General features: G+C 73.1%; 23 protein-coding genes. 12 read left to right on the top strand and 11 right to left on the bottom strand.

The genetic code is table 11. The features are described 5' to 3' along the window. Positions 1-137: 137 nt before the first annotated feature. From FF041_RS02595 to FF041_RS02605, 3 genes are all read left to right on the top strand, one after another. On the top strand, positions 138-1850 hold the full coding sequence (locus FF041_RS02595) for an alkaline phosphatase D family protein (RefSeq protein ID WP_153520836.1): 1713 nt from the start codon (positions 138-140) through the stop codon (positions 1848-1850). A gap of 146 nt (positions 1851-1996) precedes the next feature. Next, positions 1997-3325: a Bcr/CflA family multidrug efflux MFS transporter gene (locus FF041_RS02600; RefSeq protein WP_153520837.1), complete on the top strand. Its 1329-nt coding sequence runs from the start codon at positions 1997-1999 to the stop codon at positions 3323-3325. Positions 3326-3401: 76 nt separating this feature from the next. Then, the gene (locus FF041_RS02605) at positions 3402-4448 is read left to right on the top strand and encodes a small ribosomal subunit Rsm22 family protein (RefSeq protein WP_323391035.1); all 1047 of its coding nucleotides are present in this window, start codon (positions 3402-3404) and stop codon (positions 4446-4448) included. Between the two features lie 98 nt (positions 4449-4546). On the opposite strand, the gene ddaH is transcribed toward FF041_RS02605, so the two are convergent. Then, positions 4547-5371 carry a dimethylargininase gene (ddaH, locus tag FF041_RS02610; protein WP_407698098.1) on the bottom strand — a complete coding sequence of 275 codons (825 nt, stop codon included), beginning with the start codon at positions 5369-5371 and terminating at the stop codon, positions 4547-4549. 207 nt (positions 5372-5578) lie between these two features. On the opposite strand from ddaH, the gene FF041_RS02615 reads away from it, so the two are divergent. Beyond that, positions 5579-6214, top strand: a complete 636-nt coding sequence (locus FF041_RS02615) for a TetR/AcrR family transcriptional regulator (protein WP_153520838.1) — start codon at positions 5579-5581, stop codon at positions 6212-6214. A gap of 156 nt (positions 6215-6370) precedes the next feature. After that, complete coding sequence (locus FF041_RS02620) at positions 6371-7183, top strand: bifunctional DNA primase/polymerase (protein ID WP_228386156.1); 813 nt, start codon at positions 6371-6373, stop codon at positions 7181-7183. 133 nt (positions 7184-7316) lie between these two features. Here FF041_RS02620 and FF041_RS02625 read toward each other — a convergent pair whose 3' ends face one another. The 5 genes from FF041_RS02625 to FF041_RS02645 are packed head-to-tail and all read right to left on the bottom strand — an operon-like array spanning position 7317 to position 12175. Beyond that, on the bottom strand, positions 7317-8267 hold the full coding sequence (locus tag FF041_RS02625) for a hypothetical protein (protein ID WP_153520839.1): 951 nt from the start codon (positions 8265-8267) through the stop codon (positions 7317-7319). Beyond that, entirely contained in the window at positions 8182-9141 is a 960-nt protein-coding gene (locus tag FF041_RS02630; protein WP_323391036.1) for an FTR1 family protein, read from the bottom strand. The genes FF041_RS02625 and FF041_RS02630 overlap by 86 nt, the downstream gene beginning before the upstream one ends. A gap of 52 nt (positions 9142-9193) precedes the next feature. Further along, positions 9194-10036 carry a heme ABC transporter ATP-binding protein gene (locus tag FF041_RS02635; protein ID WP_153520840.1) on the bottom strand — a complete coding sequence of 281 codons (843 nt, stop codon included), beginning with the start codon at positions 10034-10036 and terminating at the stop codon, positions 9194-9196. Then, entirely contained in the window at positions 10033-11160 is a 1128-nt protein-coding gene (locus tag FF041_RS02640; protein WP_153520841.1) for a FecCD family ABC transporter permease, read from the bottom strand. Before FF041_RS02640 ends, FF041_RS02635 begins: the two co-directional genes overlap by 4 nt. Position 11161: 1 nt before the next feature. Further along, positions 11162-12175 carry a heme/hemin ABC transporter substrate-binding protein gene (locus tag FF041_RS02645; protein ID WP_323391043.1) on the bottom strand — a complete coding sequence of 338 codons (1014 nt, stop codon included), beginning with the start codon at positions 12173-12175 and terminating at the stop codon, positions 11162-11164. Between the two features lie 287 nt (positions 12176-12462). Between FF041_RS02645 and FF041_RS02650 the strand changes: the two genes are divergently transcribed. From FF041_RS02650 to FF041_RS02660, 3 genes are all read left to right on the top strand, one after another. Beyond that, positions 12463-13920: an HtaA domain-containing protein gene (locus FF041_RS02650; RefSeq protein WP_153520842.1), complete on the top strand. Its 1458-nt coding sequence runs from the start codon at positions 12463-12465 to the stop codon at positions 13918-13920. 23 nt (positions 13921-13943) lie between these two features. Continuing rightward, positions 13944-15638 carry an HtaA domain-containing protein gene (locus FF041_RS02655; RefSeq protein WP_153520843.1) on the top strand — a complete coding sequence of 565 codons (1695 nt, stop codon included), beginning with the start codon at positions 13944-13946 and terminating at the stop codon, positions 15636-15638. 112 nt (positions 15639-15750) lie between these two features. After that, on the top strand, positions 15751-16506 hold the full coding sequence (locus tag FF041_RS02660; protein WP_323391038.1) for a PhzF family phenazine biosynthesis protein: 756 nt from the start codon (positions 15751-15753) through the stop codon (positions 16504-16506). A 148-nt stretch (positions 16507-16654) separates the two neighbouring features. On the opposite strand, the gene FF041_RS02665 is transcribed toward FF041_RS02660, so the two are convergent. Next, positions 16655-17332 carry a biliverdin-producing heme oxygenase gene (locus FF041_RS02665; RefSeq protein ID WP_153520844.1) on the bottom strand — a complete coding sequence of 226 codons (678 nt, stop codon included), beginning with the start codon at positions 17330-17332 and terminating at the stop codon, positions 16655-16657. A 144-nt stretch (positions 17333-17476) separates the two neighbouring features. Continuing rightward, positions 17477-18334, bottom strand: a complete 858-nt coding sequence (map, locus tag FF041_RS02670; RefSeq protein WP_153520845.1) for a type I methionyl aminopeptidase — start codon at positions 18332-18334, stop codon at positions 17477-17479. Between the two features lie 59 nt (positions 18335-18393). On the opposite strand from map, the gene FF041_RS02675 reads away from it, so the two are divergent. Next, a complete protein-coding gene (locus tag FF041_RS02675; protein WP_153480276.1) occupies positions 18394-18621 on the top strand; it encodes a hypothetical protein in 228 nt (75 codons plus the stop codon). Between the two features lie 194 nt (positions 18622-18815). Here the strand turns inward: FF041_RS02675 and FF041_RS02680 are convergent, their stop codons facing one another. Then, entirely contained in the window at positions 18816-20096 is a 1281-nt protein-coding gene (locus FF041_RS02680; protein ID WP_323391040.1) for an MFS transporter, read from the bottom strand. A 70-nt stretch (positions 20097-20166) separates the two neighbouring features. Continuing rightward, positions 20167-20826 (bottom strand): hypothetical protein, encoded by a 660-nt coding sequence (locus FF041_RS02685; protein ID WP_153520846.1) that lies wholly within the window; start codon positions 20824-20826, stop codon positions 20167-20169. Between the two features lie 107 nt (positions 20827-20933). Between FF041_RS02685 and npdG the strand changes: the two genes are divergently transcribed. Together npdG and FF041_RS02695 are read left to right on the top strand one after the other, a co-directional pair. Beyond that, positions 20934-21656: an NADPH-dependent F420 reductase gene (gene npdG, locus FF041_RS02690; protein ID WP_153520847.1), complete on the top strand. Its 723-nt coding sequence runs from the start codon at positions 20934-20936 to the stop codon at positions 21654-21656. Positions 21657-21815: 159 nt separating this feature from the next. Next, complete coding sequence (locus FF041_RS02695) at positions 21816-22001, top strand: hypothetical protein (RefSeq protein WP_153520848.1); 186 nt, start codon at positions 21816-21818, stop codon at positions 21999-22001. 18 nt (positions 22002-22019) lie between these two features. Here FF041_RS02695 and FF041_RS02700 read toward each other — a convergent pair whose 3' ends face one another. Beyond that, positions 22020-22829 (bottom strand): site-2 protease family protein, encoded by an 810-nt coding sequence (locus tag FF041_RS02700; protein ID WP_153520849.1) that lies wholly within the window; start codon positions 22827-22829, stop codon positions 22020-22022. Positions 22830-23042: 213 nt separating this feature from the next. On the opposite strand from FF041_RS02700, the gene FF041_RS02705 reads away from it, so the two are divergent. Continuing rightward, on the top strand, positions 23043-24147 hold a 1105-nt coding region (locus FF041_RS02705), incomplete at its 3' end, for an AfsR/SARP family transcriptional regulator (protein ID WP_323391041.1).

A 24147-nucleotide genomic window follows, 5' to 3' on the forward strand; every position in this document is an offset into this window, starting at 1 on the left:
CGGCGCGGCGTAGACCCGGGCCGTACACGGGGAACTCATCCGGCCGCCTTGTGGATGTCGTGTACTCGACAATTCGCGTTCACCGGTCCCTACTCCCATGCGGAGGTACCAGCCGTCAGGAGAAGGGGAGCACGTCCATGAGACAGGCACACAGACCCGAACTCCGCGCCGCCGCCCGCCGGATCGCCCGGTACATCGACGCGGAGGATCCGAGCCGTACGCGGGGACGCGCCGCCGCGCACCCCGGAGCCGTACCCGGAGCCGCCGGCGTCGGGCGGCGGCGCATCGTCACCGGCGCCTTCGCCGCCGCGGCGGCCCTCGCCTTCGGCACCGGGCTGCCCGGCGCCGCCCACGCCGCCGAACTCGACCCCAAGGGCATCACCGAGGACCCCTTCACCCTCGGCGTGGCCTCCGGAGACCCGAGGCCCGGCTCCATCCTGCTGTGGACCCGGCTGGCGCCCCGGCCCTACGAGCCCGGCAGCGGACTGCGCCCAGGCAGGTACACCGTGCGCTGGGAGGTCGCCCACGACCCGGACTTCACCAGGATCGCCGCACGCGGCCGGGCCACCGCGCACCCCGAGCTGAACCACAGCCTGCACACCGATGTGAGCGGCCTCGACGACGACCGCGTCTACTACTACCGCTTCCGCGCCGGAGACTGGATCAGCCCGGTCGGACGGACCCGGACCGCCCCCGCCCACTCCGCGCCGATCACCGCGCTCTCGCTCGCCGCCGTCTCCTGCCAGGCGTACCACGACGGCTACTTCACCGCGTACCGGCATCTCGCCGACGAAGAGCTCGACGCCGTCCTCCATCTCGGCGACTACCTCTACGAGTACGCCGTCAACGCGGTCGGCGGAGCCCGGAACTACACCGACCGCCGGCTGCCCGCGCACTTCAACCGGGAGACCATCACCCTGGAGGACTACCGGCTGCGCTACGCCCTCTACCGCTCCGACCCCGACCTCCAGGCCGCGCACGCCGCCCACCCCTTCATCCTCACCTGGGACGACCACGAGACCGAGAACAACTACGCCGGGGACGATCCCGACGGCGGCACCGTGCCCACCGAGGAGTTCCTGCTCCGCCGCGCCGCCGCCTACCGCGCGTACTGGGAGAACCAGCCGCTGCGCCCGCCCCAGCGGCCACAGGGTCCCGATATGCGGCTCTACCGGCGGCTGCGCTTCGGGCAGCTGGCCCAGTTCGACGTCCTCGACACCCGGCAGTACCGCTCCGACCAGCTGTACGGCGACGGCTGGCAGCGCCCGGGACCCGAGCTGGAGGACCCGGAGCGCACCATGACCGGCGCGGAGCAGGAGAGCTGGCTGCTGGACGGCTGGGAGCGCTCCACCGCGCGCTGGAACGTCGTGCCCCAGCAGGTGGTCTTCTCCCGGCGGCGCGACGCCCCCACCGACGCCTACCGGCTCAGCATGGACTCCTGGGACGGCTATCCCGCCGCGCGCCGGAGGCTGCTCGACGGGGCGGCGGCGGCCGGGGTGGAGAATCTGATGATCCTCAGCGGGGATGTGCACGTCGGCTACGGCCTCGACCTCAAAGAGGACTGGGACGACCCCGGCTCGCGCACCCTCGGCACCGAGATCACCGCCACCTCCGTCACCAGCGGACGGAACGGCGCCGACCGGCCGGCCAACTACGACAACCTCACCCGGGCCAATCCGCATCTGAAGTTCTACAACGGCCGCCGGGGCTATGTGCGGATCACCCTGGGCGAGGAGCGGGCCCAGGCGGACTACCGGACGGTCGACGCCGTCACCACGCCAGGGGCGCCCGTCCGTACGGCGGCGTCCTTCGTGACCGAGGCCGGTGACCCCGGGCTCAAACCGGCGTAGATCTTCTCGGGGGTCCCGGGCCGCCGGATCCGCGCCGCGCGCCCCGCGACGCGCGCCCCGTGCGGCCCGCGACCCCCGGATAAAGGTCCCGGCTCTCCGCGCCGAGCTGAGAGCATAGGAAAGGATTCAACGATACGGAGAGCTAAATGCCGAAGCCGGAGAGCGGCCGAGCCACCGAAGAAGGACACATACCGCCCGACGCGACTCCGGCGCCCGCCGTGGCCCTGGCCCCGGCCGCCCCCGGCCCGCCCGGAGACCCGGGAGCCGCGCGGCGGGCCGGGCTGCTGGTCACACTCGTACTCGGCGGGCTCACCGCACTCCCGCCGCTCTCCATGGACATGTACCTCCCGGCGCTCCCCGTCCTCACCGGATCCCTCTCCGCCTCCGCCGCGACCGTCCAGCTCACCCTCACCGCCTGCCTCGCGGGCATGGCGCTCGGACAGCTCGTCGTCGGCCCCATGAGCGACCGGTGGGGACGCCGCCGGCCCCTGCTCATCGGGATGGCCGTCTACGCCGTCGCCACCATGATCTGCGCCTTCGCCCCCACCATCGAGCTCCTGATCGCCTTCCGGCTGCTCCAGGGACTCGCGGGGGCCGCGGGCATCGTCATCGCCCGGGCCATGGTGCGCGATCTGTACGACGGCGTGGAGATGGCCCGGTTCTTCTCCACCCTGATGCTGATCTCCGGTGTCGCGCCGGTCATCGCGCCCGTCATCGGCGGGCAGATCCTGCGGTTCACCGACTGGCGCGGGATCTTCGTGGTGCTGGCCGCCGTCGGAGCGCTGCTCACCCTGGTGGTCCTCAGACGGCTGCCCGAGACCCTGCCCCGGGAGCGGCGGCACTCCGGCGGCGTCGGCGAGGCGCTCCGCACGATGCGCGGACTGCTCGCCGACCGCGCCTTCACCGGATACGTGCTCACCGGAGGGCTCGCCTTCGCCGCGCTCTTCTCGTACATCTCCGCCTCGCCGTTCGTGGTGCAGGACATCTACGGCGCGTCCCCGCAGACCTTCAGCCTGCTCTTCGCCGTCAACTCCCTCGGTCTCATCGCCGCCGGCCAGTTCAACGGCCGGGTGCTGGTCGGGCGGGTCAGCCTGGACAAGACCCTCGGCGCGGGGCTCGCGGTGATCGCGCTGGCGGCCCTCGCGCTGCTGCTGATGACCTCCGGGGTCTTCGGCGATCCCGGGCTGCTCGGCGTCGCGGCCGGGCTCTTCGTGCTGATGTCCGCGATGGGGCTGGTGATGCCCAACACCAACGCGCTGGCCCTGACCCGCACCCCGCACGCGGCGGGCTCGGCCTCCGCGCTGCTGGGCACCTCCTCGTTTCTGATCGGCGCGATCGCGTCGCCGCTGGTGGGCATCGCGGGGGAGTCGACCGCCGTTCCGATGGCCGTGGTCCAGCTGAGCTGCGCGCTCACCGCGCTGGGGTGCTTCCTGGGGCTGTGCCGCCCCTGGCGGCGCGGCCCGGCGGAGCTCTGACGCCGTCGGGGACCCAGCGGCCGGGACCGGGCGGCCGGGTGCCCCGGTCACCGCGGAGACGACCTAGAATCGATCGGTGTCTTCCACCCTTCCCACGGCGGAAGCCCTGCGCGACGCCCTCGGTGGGCTGCTCGACGGGCTCCCGCCCACCCAGGCCGCCCAAGCGGTCGAGCGGCTGATCGCCAACTACCGCGGGACCACCCCGACCGACGCCCCCGTGCTCCGGGACCGCTCCGACGTCGCCGCGTACGCCGCGTACCGGATGCCCGCGACCTTCGAGGCCGTACGGTCCGCACTCGCCGCGCTCCGCGACGCCGCGCCGGACTGGGTCCCCGCTACCCACACCGATATCGGCGGCGGTACCGGCGCGGCGAGCTGGGCCGTCGCCGAGGCATGGCAGGGCGAGACCCCGGGGCCGGACGGCGATCCCGGGCCGCGCACCACCGTGCTCGACTGGGCCGAACCGGCGCTCGCGCTCGGGCGGGAGCTGGCCGCCGCCTCCGGTGCGCCCGCCCTGCGCGCCGCGCGCTGGCAGCGCGCTCGTATCAGTGCGTCGCTCCGGATCGAGAGCACCGATCTCGTCACCATCTCGTATGTGCTCAAGGAGCTGACCGAGAGCGACCGGACCGCCGTCATCGACGAGGCGGCGCGCGCCGCCTCGGCCGTCGTCGTCGTGGAGCCCGGCACCCCCGACGGCTACGCACGGGTGATCGCGGCCCGTGACCGGCTGATCGCGGCGGGCCTGACCGTCGCCGCCCCCTGCCCGCACAGCGCCGCCTGCCCCATCGTGCCCGGCTCGGACTGGTGCCACTTCGCCGCGCGCGTCAGCCGCTCCTCGCTGCACCGGCAGGTCAAGGGCGGATCGCTGCCCTACGAGGACGAGAAGTTCAGCTATGTGGCGGCCACCCGCTTCCCGGTGACCTCGATGACCTCGGTGACCCCGGTGACCGCCCGTATCGTCCGCAGGCCCCAGATCCGCAAGGGGCTGGTGCTGCTGGATCTCTGCGCGGCGGACGAGACGCTGACGAGAGAGACCGTGACCAAGCGGCGGGGAGCCCTGTACAAGGCGTCACGGGACGCGGAGTGGGGCGACCCCTGGCCCCCGCCCGGGGAGCAGGAGTAGCGGCTCCCGCCGGGGGCGGGAGCCATGCCCCGCGGAGCGACCGGAAGCCCCCGGCGGAACAAACCGTTCCGCCGGGGGCCTCCGCGCTCGGCGGGCCCTCAGGAGCGCAGCTCCTGCGTACAGCACTTCACGCTGCCGCCCCCCTTCAGCAGTTCGCCCAGATCCATCCCGATCGGCTCGTACCCCCGGTCCCGCAGCGGCTCGAACAGCCCCACCGCCGCCTGCGGCAGCAGGACATGGCGGCCGTCGCTCACCGCGTTGAGACCGAGGAAGGCCGCGTCCCGCTCCGTGGCCCGCAGCGCGTCCGGGAAGAGCCGGGCCAGGACGGCCCTGCTGCCCGGCGAGAACGCGCCGGGGTAGTACATGACGTCGTCCGTGGCGTCGTCGAGCACGGACAGTGCGGTGTCCAGGTGGTAGTAGCGCGGGTCCACCAGATCGAGACCTATGACCGGTCTGCCGAAGAACTCCTGCGCCTCGCCGTGCGAGAGCGGGCTCGACCGGAATCCCCGCCCGGCGAGCACATACGACGAGGTGACCGCGAAGTCCCCCTCGCCCTCGTTGATGTGCGCGGGCTCATGGACCGAGGCGTACCCGGCCGAGCGGAACCAGTCGTGGTGGGCCGCCGCCTCGCCCTCCCGTTCCGGGTGGGCGAAACGGGCGAGCAGCACCCGGCCGTCGACGACGGTCGCGCCGTTGGCGGCGTAGACCATGTCGGGCAGTCCGGGCAGCGGCTCCAGCAGCTCGACGGTGTGGCCGAGCGCGCGATAGCGGTCCCTCAGGTCCTCCCACTGGGTCATGGCCAGCGGCAGGTCCACGGGTTTCGCCGGATCCATCCACGGGTTGATGGAGTACGTCACCATGAAGTGCGCGGGTGGGCACATCAGATAGCGACGCGGCGATGCGTGACGAAGCGATGAGCTCAAAGGAGGGCTCCTCACAGTCGACTGCGGTGGGAACACGCGGTCTGCGTGGTTGCACCATGGTGGGGCCAATCCGGCCGATGCGCTCGGTACCGCTGTCCGGCTTCGTCAGTTCCCGGAGAGAAGGGCCGCCGACCCTCGGGCCGACCCTCGGGCCGCCCCTGAAGTGAGACGAAACGTCTCGACTTCGATATTGGTAGATTGAGGGACATGAACGACACCCAGGCCCCCGGCGGCCCGGCGGACGGGACCAAGCGGCCCGACTCCAGCCGCCGCAGCGAACGTTCCCGGCGTGCCATCTACGACGCGGCCCTCGCCCTCGTCGCCGAGCTGGGGTACGGCCGTACCACCATCGAGGGCATCGCCGCCCGCGCCGGAGTCGGCAAGCAGACGATCTACCGCTGGTGGCCCTCCAAGGCCGCCGTGCTGATGGAGGCGTTCCTCGACCTCGCCGACCAGGCCGCCGGCGGCGAGACCGGCTTCCCCGACACCGGGGATCTGGCGGCCGATCTCGGACTGGTGCTGCGGGCCACCGTCGACGAGATGAACAACCCCGTCTACGAGGCGCCCACCCGCGCCCTCGCCGCCGAGGGGATCGTCGACCCGGAGCTCGGGGCGCAATTCGTCGAAAAGCTTCTCGATCCGTCGCTCCAGCTCTATGTGCGGCGGCTGCGCTCCGCCGAGGCCGCGGGGCAGCTCCGCGCCGGGATCGACCACCGGATCGCCGTGGAGCTCCTGGTCGGCCCGCTCACCCACCGCTGGCTGATGCGCACCCTCCCGCTCACCCATGAGTACGCGGACGCCCTGGTCGACTACGCGCTGGCCGGGCTCGCGCCCCGTGACTGACCCCGTCCGCCCCCCGCAGGCCCCTGTCCGGCCCGTTCCGCCTCTGTGAGCCCCCCGGCCGCCGCCCCCCGGTGGAGAACTGTGGCTACCCACACCGCAGGATGGTGGGACGATGGTAGAGACCACGTGGGGCGAGCGTGAGGTGTGAGGGGATAGATGGGCGACGGTAGAGGCCGGTACAGCGGCACGGAGAACAGACCCAGCTGGGAGAGCCGCCTGCCCCAGTGGCTGCGCAGGCGTCCCAAGGACACCGAGGCCGACGACTCCCGCCGTGAGGAACTGCTGCTCGCTGTCGCCGGGGCCGGCATGCCGCTGGCGCCCGCCGCCTACCCCGTCGCCTACCGGTGCTCCTGTGAGCGCATCGGCTGTCCGATCCCCGGGCGGCACCCCGTCTCCTTCGCCTGGCAGACCCAGTCGACCACCGATCGCGCACAGATCCAGCGCTGGGCCCAGGACCAGCCCCAGGCGAACTTCATCACCGCCACCGGCATGGTCCACGATGTGCTCGACGTGCCGCTGGAGGCCGGCCGGGCCGCGCTGGAACGGCTGCTGGAGCAGGGCGTCGAGGTCGGCCCGGTCGCCGAGTCCACCGGAGAGGGCGAGGAGGGGCGGGCGCTGTTCTTCACCGCCACCCGGGGCACGCCCGAGGACGAGGACGAATGGTGGCCCTGTGAGCTGGACTGCCGTCCCGAGACCATGGACGAGCACCCGGGCCTGCGCTGGCACTGCCGGGGCAGCTATGTGCTCGTGCCGCCCGCCCGGCTCCCCGGCGACCACGGCGTGCACTGGGTCCGCGGCCCCGAACACCCGCTGCCGGACCCGCTGACCCTGCTGGAGACCCTGACCGACGCCTGTGCGCGGTACGCGGGAGAGCACGCGGAGCCGGAGGAATACGAGGAGCCGGGGGCGTACGAGTACGGCGAGGGGCGCTCCGAACACCGGGCGGCCTGGCCGCTGAGCCGCCGCTGACCTTATGCGCGGGAGCGCGGCCACTTGGACCTTCCGCGCGTGAGCGAGCGGGGGCTCCGGGCAACGGGAGCCGCGCCGGGCTGAACGAGCCGCCCCAGGCCGCCGCGCCCGCCGTCCGCTTCGGACGGCGGCCTCAGGCCCCCTTCGCCGAGGTCAGGCCCGTCAGCCTGCCCAGCACCGCCACCTTCCCGCCGCCGCCCGCCGGCGGCACCACCACCGCCTGACTGGAGACCCGCTCCTTGGTCAGCGAGGAGTGCACCTCGCCCCTCAGCAGCGCTTTCACATCCGGGTGGACGGCGATGCGGACGCCCTTCGCGGCGGTCTCGCGCTCGAAGTTGCGCACCGTGAAGAAGGCCAGCGCCCCGCCGTCCTCGGTGGCCAGCGCCAGCGGGGCGTAGTCGTCCCGGTTCAGCGGCTCGTCGAGATACTGCTTGGACCGCCCGGGCCGGGTCGCCTCCTTCTTCCGGGAGTCGCGCCATCCGGAGGTGTGCGGGCCGTCCTCGAAGACCTCCGGCTTCCCGGTCTCCAGGTAGGACGCGTACTTCTCGCCCAGATCACGCGGGGCGTGCGCCAGCGCGGTGCTGTCCAGGGCGACCGGCTCGGCGAAGCCGTCCTCATCGGTCTTCAGCTCGGGGATCAGACGCGGGAAGAGGATCGTCAGATAGGCGGCCTGCCAGGCGTCGTCCGGCCCGGTGCGCAGAAAGACGATCAGCCAGCGGTTGTCCCCGGCGCTGTCGTCCCGGTCGCGGTTGGAGTCGGCGTCGGCGACGAAGAACCGCGGCCACCCCGCCTTCTTCGGGATGGCGAACTCCGCGTCGGTCAGCTCCAGCGGGGAGTGCTGAGGATTGCCCTCGGGGTAGGTGACGCCGCGTGAGGTGAGCCCGGCCTGATTGATGGCGCCGAGCGCGCCGGTGACATGGGCGGCGTCCAGATCCGGGTCATGGGCCTTGTCGGCCGCGTTGTACGCGGCGGTGAACTCCCGAAGCGTCTTCGCGGCTTCAGCCTTCGTCACCGAGGGGACCACCGCCAGCTCCCCGTGGACGGTCACACATCCGCCCGCCGTCAGGGCCAGCGCCGTCGCCATCGCCGCGGCGCCCGTCGCCGTACGGCCCCGGCGGCCGGGCGCGTACCGCGTTCCCACCCGAATCGGCCTTCTCATCGGTCGCCTTCTCCTCGCCCCCCGCTGACCGCCCGAAGCCTACCGGGGCGAGGGTGTGGACGAGCGCCGGGATCGTGTACAGGCCCCATACCGCGCACTGGAGGACGGTCGGGTCCGGCGGCAGACCGAGGACCGCCGTCAGCGGCGCTCCGTACCAGCTGTCCGGCGGGACCGCCGCCGTCAGGTCGAAGGCGACGGCCGCCCAGCCGCCGGACCCGTCCGCCGTCCCCGCGCCGGCCGACTGCCACCGGCCGGCGCCGTGCGCGAGCGCGCCCCCGGCCAGGACCGCCAACGCCCCGTACGCCAGAGCGCGCGAGCGCACCGAGGTCACGACGGGATACGCCAGTCCGGCCGCCGTCGCGAAGCCGAGCAGCACCAGGGCCAGCGGCCCGGCGGAGCCCTGCCCGTCCAGCGCGGACCGTACCGCCGACCATGTGAACAGGGCCGTGTCCGTGCCGTCGCGTACGACCGCCGCGAAGGCGACCGCGAACAGCAGGCGCCGCCCAGCGGCTCCCGGGCCCCCGCGCACCAGGGCGGTCAGCGCCCCCGTGAGCAGGGCGGCGGCGCCGACCGACAGGGTGCCGCCCAGCAGCTCCCGGGCCCTGAACGTCAGTCCCTGGGAGGCGAATTCCAGCGCGAAGCCGAAGCCGCCCGCGAGGACGACCGCGGCCCCGCACCCGTACAGCACCGGGCGTGCCGCCGCCCGCCGCCCGGCGGCGACCGGGCGGGCGAGCAGAAGAGCGACGGCCAGGAAGGCCGCCAGCCCCTGGCTCAGTCCGAAGAGATAGGTGTCGAACACCCATCGATCGGATCATGAGAACGATCCTCGAACACGATCACGACGCCACTCGTTACGCCTTGCGGACATCTCCCCGGCGCGGCAGCACCACCGGAGCGCCCGAGCGCGGATGCGGAAAGACCTCCACGGGCTGCCGGTAGACCCGGCTCAGCAGCTCATCGGTGAAGACCTCGGCGGGCGGGCCCTCGACCGCGATCCGGCCCGCGTCCAGGACCGCGACCCGGTCCGCGTAGGCGGCGGCCAGCCCGAGATCGTGCAGCACCACGACCACGGCGTCGCCGGCCGCCGCGCGCTCCCGGCAGACGGTCAGCACCAGCTCCTGATGGCGCAGATCGAGCGCGGCGGTCGGTTCGTCCAGGAGCAGCAGCGAGGTCCGCTGGGCGAGCACCCGGGCGAGGGCGACCCGGGCGCGTTCGCCCCCGGAGAGCGCGGAGAAGGGCCGTCCGGCGAAGTCCGCCGTCTCGGTGGCCGCCATGGCCTCGGCGACCGCCGTGTCGTCCTCGTCCTCCCGCGCGGTCCCCGCCCAGGGCGCGCGCCCCATCCGTACGACCTCCGTGACCGGGAAGGGGAAGGAGAGCGCGGCGGTCTGCGGCAGCACCGCGCGGCGCAGGGCGAGTTCGGCGGCGCTCCAGTCGCCGGCCGGGCGGCCTGCGATCTCCACCGAGCCCCGGTCGGCCGGGAGGTCGGCGGCGAGCGCGCCGAACAGGGTCGACTTCCCGGCGCCGTTGGGCCCGACCAGCGCGAGCACCTCGCCCGAGCGGGCGATGAGATCGATCCCGGTCAGCACGGCACGGCCGCCGAGCCGGACATGGACGCCGCGCGCCCGCGCGAGGACCGCGCCGGGCGGCGGGGGCTCGGGCAGCGCTCGTCCGCGGATGCCGAAGAGGGTCCTCATGCCCAACCACCTTGTCTGCGACGGGTCCTGCGCAGCAGCCAGAAGAAGAACGGGCTGCCGAAGAGCGCGGTGAGCACCCCGAGCGGCAGCTCGGCGGGCTCGGCGACGGTCCGCGCGGCGAGATCGGCCACGGCCAGCACCAGCGCGCCGCCGAGCGCGGAGCCGGGCACCAGGAAGCGGTGGCCGGGGCCGTTCACCATCCGCAGCAGATGCGGTACGAGCAGTCCGACGAAGCTGATGACGCCCGCGACGGCGACCGCGGCGGCGGTGAGCAGCGCGACGATCAGGATGAGGACGATACGGAGCCGTTCCACGTCGACGCCCAGATGGCGGGCGGGCCGCTCGCCGAGGGCGAGCAGATCCAGCTTGCGCGCGTAACAGGGGGCGATGAGCAGCCCGAGCACGGTGCACGGCAGGACGGCGAGGACCTTGGGCCAGGTCGCCTGGGAGAGCGAGCCGAGCTGCCAGAAGGTGATCTGGGTGATCTGCGCGTTGTCGGCGAAGAAGATGAACAGCCCGATCAGCGCGCCCGCGAAGGCGTTGACCGCGATGCCGGTGAGGATCAGGGTCACGACCTCGGTCCGGCCGCCGGAGCGGGAGAGCGTATAGACGAGAGTTACGGTCCCGAGCCCGGCGGCGAAGGCGCAGACGGTGATGGTCCAGTTGCCGAAGAAGCTCAGCCCGAGCGCGATGGAGGCGACGGCCCCCACGGCCGCGCCCGCCGAGATGCCGATGATCCCGGGTTCGGCGAGGGGGTTGCCGAAGACGCCCTGCATCAGCGCTCCCGCGCAGCCGAGCGAGGCTCCCACCAGCAGGGCGAGCACGACGCGCGGCAGCCGTACGTTCCACAGCACGCTCTCGCCGACCCGGTCGAGGCGCGCTCCGCCCAGGCCCAGCCGGTGCTGGGCGGAGGAGACGACCTCGCCCAGGGGGATGTCGTACGCGCCGTATCCGGCGGAGACGAGCGTGATCAGGAAGAGCGCGGCGAGCAGGCCGCCGGTGAGGAGGTAGGCGGTGGACCGGGGGCGTACGGAGGGCGCCTTCGCCGGAGGGTCCGATGGGTCCGAGAGGTCCTTACGGACCGGGGGCGGCGGCTGCGGTGTCGCGTGCGTTTCCGTCGTCATGTCACTTGCCGTCCGCGTACAACTGGTCCACCAGGGACGTGAGCACCTCGTCGGTACGCGGGCCGTAGTTGAGCAGCACTCCGTCCGGCACCGACACCACCCTGCGGTCCATCCCGGCCGGGGTCTGCGCGACGCCAGGGATCTCGACCAGGCCGTCCACGCCGCCGACCGAGTCCAGGCCCTTGGACATCACCAGGATCGCGTCCGGCGCGGCCTTGGCGAGGGCCTCGCTGGTGATGGCGGTGAAGTCCTTCTCCAGACCGGACTCCTTGCCGGCGTCCACCGCGCCCGCCGCCTCCAGCAGCGATGACGCGCCGGAGTCCGCGCCGCCGAGCAGATACACCGACGCGGTGCCCCGCAGATAGAGGAAGGCCACCCGGGGCTTCTCGCCCTTCGGGGGTGTGGGGATGTCCTTCTGTACGGCGGTGATCCGGTCCTGGGTGCGCTTCTTCAGCTCCGTGCCCGCGGCGGGCACGCCCAGCGTCCGGGCCACCGTGTCGATCCGGGCGCCCACGTCCGCGAGGCTCTTCGCCGTCTCCACGACCACCAGCGGGATGCCCGCGTCGCGGATCTGCTGAAGGGATTCGGCGGGGCCGGACACGGTCTCGGCCAGGACGATCGTCGGCTTGAGCGAGAGCACGCTCTCCGCCGAGACGTCGTGGCCGCGCGTCACCACCGGGAGCTTCGCGGCCTGTTCGAAGGTGGCGGTGACATCGCGGGCCACCACCCGCTCGCCGAGGCCCAGGGTGAAGACGATCTCGTTCAGCGATCCGGTCAGCGGGACGATCCGGTCCGTCGAGGTGACGGTCACTTTCCGGCCGTCCGCGGATGGGACGGTCACCGGCAGTTCGGGGGTGGGGACGGCGCCCAGCGGCTCGACCCGGTCGGGGGCCGCCGAGCTCTTCGACTGCCCCTTCCCGGGGGCCGAACCGCCCTCGGGGGAAGGCGAAGCGGAACCACCGCCGCAGCCCGTTGCCACCAGGGCGACGGTGAACGCGGTCAGGGCCGCGCCCACCAGGCGGAATCTGCGTACCGAGCGCGCCGAGGTCTGTGAAAGCACCGAGAGCACCGTCCTGTCGTCATGTCGTATGCCGCTATCGGCATAGCGCTCGGGGGGCGTTCCCCCTGGGTCGTGTCCGACGGATCGGACAGGCCCTGGTCGTCGCCTGCTCCGGAGACCCGACCGGAATCGGTTGTCCACGGCCGGAACCGGAATGCATGGGGCTACCGGCGCAAGCTGGACTTAGCTTAGGTTAGCCTTACCTCGCTCTGCCAGACTCCGTACCCCCCTCGGAGGGACTCATGCTGCCGTCCAGACCGGCCCGCGCGTTCGCCGTAACGCTCCTCGCGGCCATGCTCGGAGCCCTGCTCCCGGCGGGAGCCGCGCAGGCGGCGGAGCGCCCGGTCGAGGGCGGCAGACTCGACTGGGGGCTGAAGTCCTCCTTCCAGAAGTACGTCACCGGGCCCATAGCGAGCGGCGAATACCGCCTCACGGCGGGCGCCGCCACGGTCGGGGAGAGCCTCTTCCGCTTCCACTCGGCGAAGGGGGGCTATGACCCCGAGACCGGCGCGTTCCAGGCCGCGTTCAGCGGCGGGGTCCACTTCACCGGGCACCGCAAGCCGGACGGCAGCCATGAGCTGGACCTCTCCCTGAGCCGGCCCACGGTCCGGATCTCCGGCGGCAAGGGCACGCTCCACGCGGACATGGTGAGCAAGGCCCGGGGCAGCGGCAAGGTGACCAGGTCGACCCAGGTCGCCTTCGCCTCGCTGAATCTCTCCGGCATCGACATGAGGGGCGGCACCGGCCCGGTCGCGCTCAACAACGTGCCCGCGACACTGACCTCGCAGGGCGCGACCGCCTTCGCCGGCTTCTACACGGCGGGCACCCCGCTCGACCCGATCAGCCTGAGCGTCGACACCGCCGAGAGCGCCGAGAGCGCCGAGAGCGCCGAGAGCGCGCCGGAGCGGAAGAGGCCCGCTGACGAGCCCGCCGACAAGGCGGCCGGGAAGCCGGCCGGTGAGAAGTCCGCCGACGAGCCCTCCCGGGCGAAGCAGGGCCGGCTCGCGGACGGGGCCGTCGACTGGGGTGTGCGCCGTACCTTCCGGGAGTACGTCACCGGCTCCGTCTCCCAGGGGGAGTGGACCCTGAGCGACGGCGCGCAGGACGGCGGAGCGCTCTTCCGCTTCCCCCGGGGAGAAGGCTCCTACGACGCCCGGAAGCAGACCCTCGACGCGTCCTTCGCCGGCTCCGTCGCCTTCACCGGCAAGCACCTCGATCTCACCCTCGGCAAGGTCACCGCCCGGGTGAAGGACGGCAAGGGCACGCTCAGCGCCGATGTGACCAGCGAGGGCCGGACCCGTGAGGCGGTGCCGCTGGTCACCTTCGAGGCCGGGAACCTGACGCCCGAGAAGGGACTCGTCTCCCTCGACGAGGCCCCGGCGACGCTCACCGAGGGCGGCGCGAAGGCGTTCGGCTCGATGTACAAGGCGGGCACCGCCATGGACCCGGTCTCCCTCGCCGTGGCCGTGGACGAGAAGGCCCAGCTGCCCGCGCTGCCGGACCTCGGCAGCGACGCGAGCCCGGCCCCCGCGAAGGACGCGGAGAAGCCCGCGGAGAAGTCCGCCTCCGACGCGGCCCCCGCCGCCGACTCCTCCGCCTCCTCCCTCACCTGGGTGTACGTCGCCGCAGGCGCGGGAGTGCTCGCCGCCGCGGCCGTCGCCCTCCTCGTCGTGCGCCGTCGCCGCACGGCCCAGAACTGACCCGAATCAAGGAGTACCCCCTCATGCCCGCCTCCCGCCGGCCCCTCGTCCTCGCCGCAGCGGCGGCCACCGCCGCCGCGCTCGGCGCCACCGCACTCGCCCTCCCGGCGGTCGCGGCGGACTCGTCGCCGCCCGCCGCCGAACGGACCACCGCCGTGCCGTCAGCCGACGCGCCGTCCGCCGCCGGGATCGAACTGGCGGAAGGAACCCTGGACTGGGGCTTCAAGGACTCCTTCCGCGCCTACGTCGGCGCGGAGAACATCAAGGTGTCCCAGGGAGCGAAGCAGGCGGCGGAGAACGGCCCGTTCACCTTCACCGGCGGCACCGGCACATACGACACCGCCACCTCCGTGAACAGCGTGTCCTTCGAGGGCAGTGTGCTCTTCACCGCGAAGCACTTCACCCTCGAACTCTCCGATGTGAAGATGATCAGCGACCGGAAGAGCGGCACCGTCCAGGGCGATGTCACCGTCGACGGCGAGAAGCGGAACGACATCGCGATCGCCGAGCTCGATATGGCGAAGGCGGACCGGGGCTCCGGCGACGGCGGTGCGACGGTCTTCGCGGACATCCCGGCGACGCTGACGGCCGACGGCGCGGCAGCCTTCCGCTACCCGGCGGGCCAGGCGCTGGACACGGCGACCCTCTCGGTCAGGACGGCGGACGGCGGCGAGCCGAAGCCCCCGCCGTCCGCCGGCCCCGGGCCCGCCGCCTCCAAGAGCCCCGGGCCGTCCGGGAAGCCGCAGCTCAAGCCGGAGTCCGAGCCCTCCGCCGGCGCCTCGGCGAAGCCCTCGGAGCAGTCGGCGAGCGGGAAGGCGGCGAACGGGAAGTCGGGGCGGTCGGGGACCGGAGCGGGCGACGGCGCGATCGCCGACGGCAATCTCGACTGGGGCCTCAAGAAGCGGTTCCGTGAGTACGTCGTCGGCAACATCGCCCACGGCAAGGTCGAACTCGCCGACGGCGCGGTGAAGTCGGGCGACGGCTACCGCTTCCCCAAGGGCACGGGCGCCTTCGACGCCGACGCGAAGTCCCTGTCGGCCTCCTTCGACGGCAGCGTCCGCTTCCTGGGCCATCTCACGAAGGGGCAGTACATCCTCGATCTGAAGCTGAGCGGCCTCACCGTCCAGGCGAACGGCGCCCAGGGCGCCCTGACCGCCGATGTCAGCACCAAGACCCGGCCGAAGGGAAAGGAGAAGCCGAAGGTCCTGGTCTACGACGACCTTGAGTTCGCCTCGCTGACGATCCCGTCCGGCGGGCTCACGGCCGCGAGCGACGTCGTACGGCTGAATGCCGCCCCGGCGAAGCTGACGGCCGAGGGTTCCAAGGCCTTCGACGGCATGTACAAAGCCGGTGAGGAGCTGGACCCGGTCACCCTCGCGGTCTCCCTGGACGAGAACACCGAGGTCCCCGACACCACGGGCGGCTCCACCGGCACCACCGGAGGCTCTTCCACCGAGGGCTCCACCGGCTCCGGCACGACCGGCTCCACCGGTGGCGACTCCACCGGAGGCTCCGGCTCCACCACCGCGGGCTCGGTCGGCGGCTCCACGGGCGGCTCGACCGGCGGTTCCACCGGCGGCTCGGTCGGCGGCTCCCTGGCGTCCACCGGCGCGGACATCCCCGCCACCGCGCTGATCGCCGCGTCGGCGGGCGTCGCCGCGGCCGGCGCGGGCGTGGTTCTCGCGGTCCGCCGCAAGCGGACCGCGACCGGTTCCTGACCTCACCCAGGACCCGGAGACAGGGCTGCACCGGTGCCAAGTGCGCTGGTGCGGCCCTGCCGTTGTACTGACCGCGTACGCCGGACGGCCGAGCCGGTGCTTCAATGCCGGGGTGAACGAACGCGATGTACGCCATGTGCTCGATGTGCTCCATGTCTTCTGCGACGCCGAAGGCCGGCACGGGAACGCCCTCGGGGTCGTCCGCGACCCGCGCGGCTACCCCGACGAGGCGTCACGGCTGGCGCTCGCCGGTGAACTCGGCTACAGCGAGACCCTGTTCGTGGACGACCCCGAGCGCGGGACCGTGGACATCTACACCCCGGGCCTGCGGCTCCCCTTCGCCGGGCATCCGCTCGTCGGCGCGGCCTGGCTGCTCGACCTGGCGGAGCTGAACCCTCCGGCGGGCACCGTGGAGGCGCGGGGCGACGGGGAGTTCACCTGGATCACCGCCCGCGCCGAGTGGGCCCCGCCCCGGCTGCTGGAGCGGTACGCCACCCCGGAGGAGATCGACGCGCTGCCCGCGCCGCCGCCGGGGGAGGGCTGGCTCTACGCCTGGGCCTGGGAGGACGAGGCCGCCGGACGGGTGCGGGCACGGGCGTTCCCCCGGCGGGACGGGGGGATCGTGGAGGACGAGGCGACGGGGGCCGCCGCGCTGCTGCTCACGGATCTGCTGGGCCGGGCCCTGAACATCACTCAGGGCCGGGGGTCGCAGATCCTCACGGCCCCCGGCCCCGACGGCACGGTGGAGATCGGCGGACGGGTCCGCCTCGCAGCCGCCGCGCCGACTCCGGCACGCGGCATCGCGGGCCCGGCTCCGGTGCCCGCCCGCAGGCTGAGCGTCACCGACGCGCTGCGGCTGATGGGCTGAGGCCAGGCGGTCCGGCGGCTTCGCGGCTCGGGGGCTCGGCGGCCCGGCGGGGAGCCGCGCCCGCCGGGCCCGGGCGTCCGGGCTGCTCCGTACGCCTCAACCGCTCCGTACGCCTCAGCGGCTTCACACCTCAGCCGCCTCAGGCGCCTCACGCGCTGAGCGGGAACTCCCCGTCCAGCGCCTGGAAGACGGCGCTGTTGTGGTCATAGGCGCGGTTGCACTCCTCGATGATCCGCTGCCGCTCCAGATCGTCCGCGTTCACCGCGTCCAGCAGCTCGCGGTAACCCCGCTTGAAGGCCGCCGGGTTCGGGATCTCCTCGAAGACGTAGAAGCGCACTCCGTCGCCCTTGCGCTCGAACCCCCAGGTCCGCTCCGCCCGGTCGCGCACCAGCTGGCCGCCCGCGAGATCCCCGAGATAACGGGTGTAGTGGTGCGCTATGTATCCGGCGGGCCAGGTCCTGGCGCACTCGGTGATCCGGGCGGCGTACGCGGCGGTCGCGGGCAGCGGCGTCAGGCCCGTACGCCACTGCGCGCCCAGCAGATGGGCCAGATCGCGCTCCAGCTGCGCGGTGCGGAACAGCTCGGGCTTGATGAAGGGCCCGGCCACCGGGTCGTCCTTCAGCAGCTCCGCGGACTCCTCCAGCGCCCGGTACACGAACCAGAGCTGGCCGGTGTAGCGGATGTACGCCTCTCTGCTGTGGCGGCCCCCGACGAGATCGCTGATGAAGGACGAGGCGGTCGCGTCGTCGTGCTTCGCTTGTGAAGAGGTGCGGATGAGCGTCGAGAAGGGCGTGCCGACGGGCGTATCGGTGGCGGTGGCGTCCAAGGCGATGACCTCCAGGACCGGGGGACGGACGAGCGGACGGCGCGCGGAAAGGGCCGTGCACCGCCACCGATCATCCTACTTAGGCTTACCTAAGTCAATGTGTTGCCGACGCCCTGTCGGTAAAAATCCGCTCCGCCGCGCCGGTCAGGGCAGCGTGAGGATGTCCGCCCCGGTCTCCGTCACCACCAGCGTGTGCTCGAACTGGGCCGTCCGCTTGCGGTCCTTGGTCACCACGGTCCAGCCGTCCTCCCACATGTCGTACTCATGGGTGCCGAGGGTGAGCATCGGCTCGATGGTGAAGGTCATCCCGGGCTGGATGACGGTCGTCGCGTGCGGCGAGTCGTAGTGCGGGATGATCAGCCCGGAGTGGAACGAGGAGTTGATCCCATGCCCGGTGAAGTCGCGGACCACGCCGTAGCCGAAGCGCTTGGCGTACGACTCGATGACCCGGCCGATGACATTGATCTGGCGGCCGGGCTTGACGGCCTTGACGGCGCGGTTGAGCGACTCCCGGGTGCGCTCCACGAGCAGCCGGGACTCGTCGTCGACCTCGCCGCAGAGATAGGTGGCGTTGTTGTCGCCGTGGACGCCGCCGATGTACGCGGTGACGTCGAGGTTCACGATGTCGCCGTCGCGGAGCACGGTGGAGTCGGGGATGCCGTGGCAGATGACCTCGTTGACCGAGGCGCAGAGGGACTTGGGGAAGCCCCGGTAGCCGAGCGTGGAGGGGTACGCGCCGTGGTCGCACATGTACTCATGGGCGACCCGGTCGAGGGCGTCGGTGGTCACCCCCGGAGCGATGTGCTTGGCGGCCTCCTCCATCGCCCGCGCGGCGATGCGGCCCGCGACGCGCATCCGCTCGACGGTGTCGGAGTCCTGCACCTCCGGCCCGCTGTACGGGGTCGGGGCGGGCTTTCCGACGTATTCGGGGCGCCGGATGGCGGCGGGGACGGAGCGGGCGGGGGACAGTTCCCCGGGCACGAGCAGTGACTGGCCAGACATGTCAGCGAGTCTAACCACGGGGTGTGGGGCAGCATGGCTCCAGAGGAAGGGAGCGGACGATGGCGCTGTTCAAGAGGCGTACGGCTGGAAAGCCGGGCGAGTGGTACTACTGCCTGGAGCACGGGAAGGTCGAGGAGGGGCCGGAGTGCCCCGCGAAGAACCGGCTGGGGCCCTACGGGACCCGCCAGGAGGCCGAGCATGCCATGGAGACGGCGCGGGAGCGGAACGAGGAGTGGGAGAACGACCCCAAGTGGGGTGACACCCCCCGGGACGCCCCGGGGGCCTGAGCCGGGGGCGGCGGCGGGGTTCGGCGCGGTGGTCCGGCGGCGGGGGCGCGCACGACGGCCGTGAGCGCGCCGGACGTGGGCACCGGACCGGTCTCCCGGACCGGTCTCCCGGACCGGTCTCCCGGGTCCGGTCTTCCCCGACCAGGTCTCCCCGACCAGGTCCCCCGGACCGGTCGCTCCCCGGCCGGAGGGCGTCACTCCCGGGTCGCGGCCTCCTGCTGGGCGCGGCGGCGCAGGGCGTCCTCGTCCGTGGTCGCGTCGTACCGCAGCAGCTTCGGCAGCGCGGCCGTCAGCAGGGCGACCCCCGCCACACAGACCACGCCCCCGCTCCAGATCGCGGCCCGGGTGCCGGTCCACCCCGCCATCGCCCCCGAGCGGACCTGCCCCAGCTGCGGGCCGACGCTGTACGACAGCACCTCGATGCCCGCCAGCCGTCCCCGCAGCTCATCCGGGATGGTCTGGTTCCAGATCGTCATCCGGCCCAGCCCGCTGAGGGTGTCGCCCGCGCCCGCGAGCGCCAGGCACACCAGCACCAGCCAGATATTGTCGAACCAGCCCGCGGCGGCGATCGCCAGCCCCCAGACCGCCGCGCCGTAGACCACCAGCAGTCCGTGCCGCCGTACCCGGGTGGTCCAGCCGCTCATCGCGCTCAGCAGCACCGAGCCGAAGGAGATGGCGGCGAACATCAGCCCCAGCGACCACTCCGCGTCCAGGTCGTCCGCCAGGAAGGGAAAGATCGCGAGCGGGAAGGCGAAGATCATGGCCACCAGGTCGATGGCGTACGTCCCCAGCAGCACCGGCCGTGAGGCGGCATAGCGCGCGCCCTCCGCGATCCCGCGCAGCGACGGCTTCTCGGCGTCGTGCGCTGCCGGGGCGGGCGCCAGCCGCAGACACATCAGCACGGAGACCGCGAACCCGGCGAGGGTGATCCCGTACGCCGGCGCATGGCCCGCGTAGGCCACCACCAGACCGGCCGCCGCGGGCCCGGCGATCCCGCCGAGCTGCCAGCGCAGATTGTTCAGCGCCGCCGCCGCGGTCATCTGGTCGTGCGGGACGATACGGGCTATCAGCGCGTCCAGCGCCGGGCGCTGGAGACCGGCCATCGCCGAGACCCCGGCCGCCACCACATACAGCGGCCAGAGCATGGGCTCCGGCAGCATCGCGTTCACCAGCAGGATGACGGCGAGCACCCCGAGACCCGCCTCCGTGCCGATGATCAGCTTCCGCCGGTCGGCGGCGTCCGCGAGCGCTCCGCCGTACAGCCCGAACACGATCAGCGGCACCAGCTCCACCGCGCCCATCGCGCCGACCGCGAGCGGCGACCCGGTGAGGTCCTTGATCTGGAGCGGCAGCGCGATCATCGCCATCGCGCTGCCGAAGTGGGCGATCAGCCCCTGGACCCACAGCAGCCGGAAATCGCGGGAGGACCGCCAGGGGGAGAGATCGGGAAGTATCGCGGAGATCTTGGACGTCACAAACGGCCATGGTCCGTCCGTGACCTCGGCACCGGCAACCGAATTCGGGGCCGCCCAGCGCCCCGGGGAGCTACCAGCGCGCGGGCGGCGGTGAGGTCAGCTGATCCACCAGCCGGGAGAGCCGGTCGCGGAAGGGGCGCCCGCCGCGCGAGCCCGGCAGACTGTTCTCCCCGGCCGCCGCGCTCACCAGATGCTGCACCATGTCCATGTCCACGGCGTCCATGGTGTCTACCGCGTTCACGGCGTTCACGGCGTTCATCGCGTTCATCTCGTTTCCTCGCGCCGCCACCGTCAGCGCCTCGTGCGCCAGCCCGTGCACCTCCGGGTCCCCGCCGTCCAGCGCCAGCACCGTGGCCCCCGCGCGGCGGGCGTCGCGCACCCGCTCCAGCAGCTCCGCCTCCGGCCGCTCCGGAGCCACCACCAGCAGCGTCTCCCCGCGCCGCACCGACTCCAGCCGGCCGAGGCCGACCGCCAGATGAGCCGGGTCGCCCGGCCTCGCCCGGTGGCGCACCAGCGTCGGGGCCAGCTCCGGCAGCCCCGACCAGGCGGCCTCGTCCACGAGATGCGCGGCCAGATGCCACGGCTCGTACTCCTCCGTCCCCACCAGCAGCAGCCCGCCCCCCTGCGGCACCACCGACGACCGCAGCACCCGGGCGAACCGCCGGGTGGCGCCCGGCCAGGGGGTGCCCGCCAGAACCTCGCGCAACAGCGCCACTCGCACCGCGTCCATGGCACCGCATCCTGTAGCACCCGCCGCCCGCGCGCAGGGCGGATCCGGCCCGGCTCACTCCTTCGAGAGCCCGTACGCGCTCCGCCGCCTGGAAGTAGGGTCGGGCCATGACTTCCACTGACAACTCAGCCGACTCCCCTGCCGAGGCCAAGCCCGCCGCGAAGGACCCCTGGGACCTCCCCGATGTGTCCGGTCTCGTCGTCGGCGTGCTCGGCGGCACCGGCGATCAGGGCCGGGGGCTCGCCTACCGGCTGGCCAGGGCCGGACAGAAGGTGATCATCGGCTCCCGGGCCGCCGAGCGCGCCGAGAGCGCCGCCGCCGGACTGGGCCTGGGCGTCGAGGGCGCGGACAACGCCGAGTGCGCCCGGCGCAGCGATGTGGTGATCGTGGCCGTGCCCTGGGACGGACATGCCAAGACCCTCGAATCGCTGCGCGAGGAGCTGAGCGGCAAGCTGGTCATCGACTGCGTCAATCCGCTCGGCTTCGACAAGAAGGGCGCGTACGCCCTCAAGCCGGCGGAGGGCAGCGCAGCCGAGCAGGCCGCCGCACTGCTGCCGGACTCCCGGGTCACGGCCGCCTTCCACCATCTGTCGGCGGTGCTGCTCCAGGACGAGTCGATCGACGAGATCGACACCGATGTGCTGGTGCTGGGCGAGGCGCGGGCCGACACCGATCTGGTGCAGGCGCTGGCGGGCCGGATCCCCGGAATGCGCGGAGTCTTCGCGGGCCGGCTCCGCAACGCCCACCAGGTGGAGTCCCTGGTCGCCAATCTGATCTCGGTGAACCGCCGTTACAAGGCGCACGCCGGGCTCCGCGTCACCGACGTCTGACCCGGGCCCGTCCGTACCGGGACCGGAGCCGGGACCTTACCGGGTCCGGAGCCGGGACCTTGCGCGGGACCGGACCGGACCGGCCGGAGTGTGAGCGCGAACGGGGCATGGGGGACACTGGGCGGGACGGACACACACCCCCGACAGGAGCCTCACCCCATGCCCCGCCTCGCTCTCTACGCACTCATCGTCTGCGTGCTCGCCGTCACGGCGGCCGTGGTCTCCTTCACCCAGGGCATGTGGATCGGCGTCGTCTGGGTGCTCCTCGCCGGGCTCTCCTCCAACATGGCCTGGTACTACTTCCGCAAGGCCAAGCTCGACCGCGCCCACTCCGCCGCGAGCTGACCCGCCCGGACAGGCTCTCTAGCGCCCGGCGAACGAAGCGCAGAACGCGTTCTCGCCCTGCCAGAAGCGGTAGTAGTCCAGACCGCAGCCGGTCTCCAGGTCGCCGACGCCCAGCTGCCGCAGCACCGCGTCGACCCCGTCGAAGAACGCGTTGTTCACCTCGGGGATGAAGAAGAGCAGCACGAACACCAGGATCAGCCCGAACGGCGCGAGCGGCTCCACCTGGCGGCGGATCCGGTGCGAGAGCCAGGGCTCGATCACCCCGTACCCGTCGAGCCCCGGCACCGGCAGGAAGTTCAGGATCGCCGCGGTCACCTGGAGCAGTGCGAGAAACGCCAGCGCGTACCGGAAGACCACCGGTACGCCGTCCAGCGCGTTCAGCCAGAACGGCGCGGTGCACACCACCGCGAACAGCACGTTCGTCAGCGGCCCCGCCGCCGAGATCAGACTGTGCTTCCACCGCCCCTGGATCCGGCCGCGGTCGATGAAGACCGCGCCGCCCGGCAGCCCGATACCGCCCATGATCACGAACAGCACGGGGAGCACGATGCTGAGCAGGGCGTGGGTGTAGGCGAAGGGGTTGAGCGTCAGATACCCCTTGGCGCCGATGGACAGATCACCGCTGTGGAACGCGGTGCGCGCGTGCGCGTACTCATGCAGACAGAGCGAGACGATCCACGCCGAGGTGACGAAGAGGAAGACCGCGAGGCCGGGGACGTCGGCGAAGTCCGTCCACACCGCCCAGCCGCTCACCGCCGTCACGGCGGCGATCCCGAGGAACACGGGGCTGATGCGCCGGTCGCCGCGGTGGGAGGTTCGGGTGGGCATGGGAATGCCTCCTCGGATACGGGGACGTGCGGACCGACCGTACACGCGCGCTCCGACAGCGCACCGGGACAACGCGCGACCATGGCCGCGGGGTTCCGGCCCCGGCCCCGGGCGCTCCGCCTCCCGCTGCCTCCCGCCGCCTCCCGCTGCCTCCCGCTGCCTCCCGCCGCGTCCCGCGCCGGGGCACGCCGGGGGAGCGGCGACAATGAGCGGGTGCGTATCTCGGTACTCGGCACCACCCAGGCCCTCCAGGGCGACGGCACCCCCGTCGCCCTCGGCGGCGCGCGGCTGCGCGCGCTGCTGACCGTGCTGGCGATACGGCCCGGACGGGCCGTCCCGGTCGGCCGCATCGTGGCCGAGGTGTGGGCCGGGGACCCTCCGGCGGACGCGCCGGGGGCCGTCCAGGCGCTGGTGGGGAGGTTGCGCCGGGCCCTGGGGCGGGACGCGGTGGCGTCGGCCGAGGGCGGCGGATATCTGCTGTGCGCCGAGGCCGACGACGTGGATCTGCACCGGTTCGACCGGCTGGCGGGGGACGGCGCGCGGGCGCTGGGGCAGGGCGACGCGGCGAAGGCGGCGGGCCTGCTCGACGAGGCGCTCGGGCTGTGGCGGGGACCCGTGCTGGCGGATCTGCCCGACCGCGCCGCACTGGCGGCCCGCTGGGAGGCCCGCCGCCTCGACGCCCGCCGCACCCGGCTGACGGCGGCGCTGGACCTCGGGTCGGCGGCGGAGGCGCTCCCGGAGCTGACGGCGCTCTGTGCGGACCATCCGATCGACGAGCCGCTCCAGGCGCTGCGGCTGCGGGCCCTCGCCGTGACGGGCCGCCCCGCCGAGGCCCTCGCGGCGTACGACGTCTTCCGCCGCCGTCTCGCGGCCCGGCTGGGCACGGACCCGGGCCCCGCCCTGCGCGCCCTCCACCGGGAGCTGCTGGCCCCCGACTGCGTAACCGCCCCGGCGCAGCCGCCGACCGCCCCCGACCTGACCGGCCTCCTCACGGGTGCGCCGGGGAGCGGGCTCCCGGGGCCGGGGGCCGCCGCGTCCGGCACCGGTGCTTCCGGACCGGCGGGCCAGGCTCCTGAGGCTCCGGGGTCGGCGGCTCAGGCTCCCGTTGCTCCCCGGTCACCGGACCGTGCGCCCGGTGCTTCCGGTGCCTCCGGGGTTTTCGGGTCGACGGACCCGGCTCCCGTCGCCCCCGCGCCGGCGGCTCAGGCTTCCGATGCTCCCCGGTCACCGGACCAGGCCCCCGGCACCCCCGCCCCCGGCGGCGTGCTCCCGGCGGCCGGGCATCCCATCCCCGGCACCCCCGCCCCCGGCAGCGTGC

The organism is Streptomyces jumonjinensis, assembly GCF_009600885.1.
In the GTDB taxonomy this organism is placed as follows: Bacteria; Actinomycetota; Actinomycetes; order Streptomycetales; family Streptomycetaceae; genus Streptomyces; species Streptomyces jumonjinensis.

What these genes read in the sequence shown, in the direction of transcription:
- map (WP_153520845.1), bottom strand. Translation starts at nt 18,334, where the DNA reads ATGTCTGGCCAGTCACTGCTCGTGCCCGGGGAACTGTCCCCCGCCCGC.
- FF041_RS02675 (WP_153480276.1), top strand. Translation starts at nt 18,394, where the DNA reads ATGGCGCTGTTCAAGAGGCGTACGGCTGGAAAGCCGGGCGAGTGGTAC.
- FF041_RS02700 (WP_153520849.1), bottom strand. Translation starts at nt 22,829, where the DNA reads ATGCCCACCCGAACCTCCCACCGCGGCGACCGGCGCATCAGCCCCGTG.
- FF041_RS02620 (WP_228386156.1), top strand. Translation starts at nt 6,371, where the DNA reads ATGGGCGACGGTAGAGGCCGGTACAGCGGCACGGAGAACAGACCCAGC.
- FF041_RS02650 (WP_153520842.1), top strand. Translation starts at nt 12,463, where the DNA reads ATGCTGCCGTCCAGACCGGCCCGCGCGTTCGCCGTAACGCTCCTCGCG.
- FF041_RS02615 (WP_153520838.1), top strand. Translation starts at nt 5,579, where the DNA reads ATGAACGACACCCAGGCCCCCGGCGGCCCGGCGGACGGGACCAAGCGG.
- FF041_RS02625 (WP_153520839.1), bottom strand. Translation starts at nt 8,267, where the DNA reads ATGGCGACGGCGCTGGCCCTGACGGCGGGCGGATGTGTGACCGTCCAC.
- FF041_RS02640 (WP_153520841.1), bottom strand. Translation starts at nt 11,160, where the DNA reads ATGACGACGGAAACGCACGCGACACCGCAGCCGCCGCCCCCGGTCCGT.
- FF041_RS02600 (WP_153520837.1), top strand. Translation starts at nt 1,997, where the DNA reads ATGCCGAAGCCGGAGAGCGGCCGAGCCACCGAAGAAGGACACATACCG.
- FF041_RS02695 (WP_153520848.1), top strand. Translation starts at nt 21,816, where the DNA reads ATGCCCCGCCTCGCTCTCTACGCACTCATCGTCTGCGTGCTCGCCGTC.
- FF041_RS02595 (WP_153520836.1), top strand. Translation starts at nt 138, where the DNA reads ATGAGACAGGCACACAGACCCGAACTCCGCGCCGCCGCCCGCCGGATC.
- npdG (WP_153520847.1), top strand. Translation starts at nt 20,934, where the DNA reads ATGACTTCCACTGACAACTCAGCCGACTCCCCTGCCGAGGCCAAGCCC.
- FF041_RS02685 (WP_153520846.1), bottom strand. Translation starts at nt 20,826, where the DNA reads ATGGACGCGGTGCGAGTGGCGCTGTTGCGCGAGGTTCTGGCGGGCACC.
- FF041_RS02655 (WP_153520843.1), top strand. Translation starts at nt 13,944, where the DNA reads ATGCCCGCCTCCCGCCGGCCCCTCGTCCTCGCCGCAGCGGCGGCCACC.
- FF041_RS02635 (WP_153520840.1), bottom strand. Translation starts at nt 10,036, where the DNA reads ATGAGGACCCTCTTCGGCATCCGCGGACGAGCGCTGCCCGAGCCCCCG.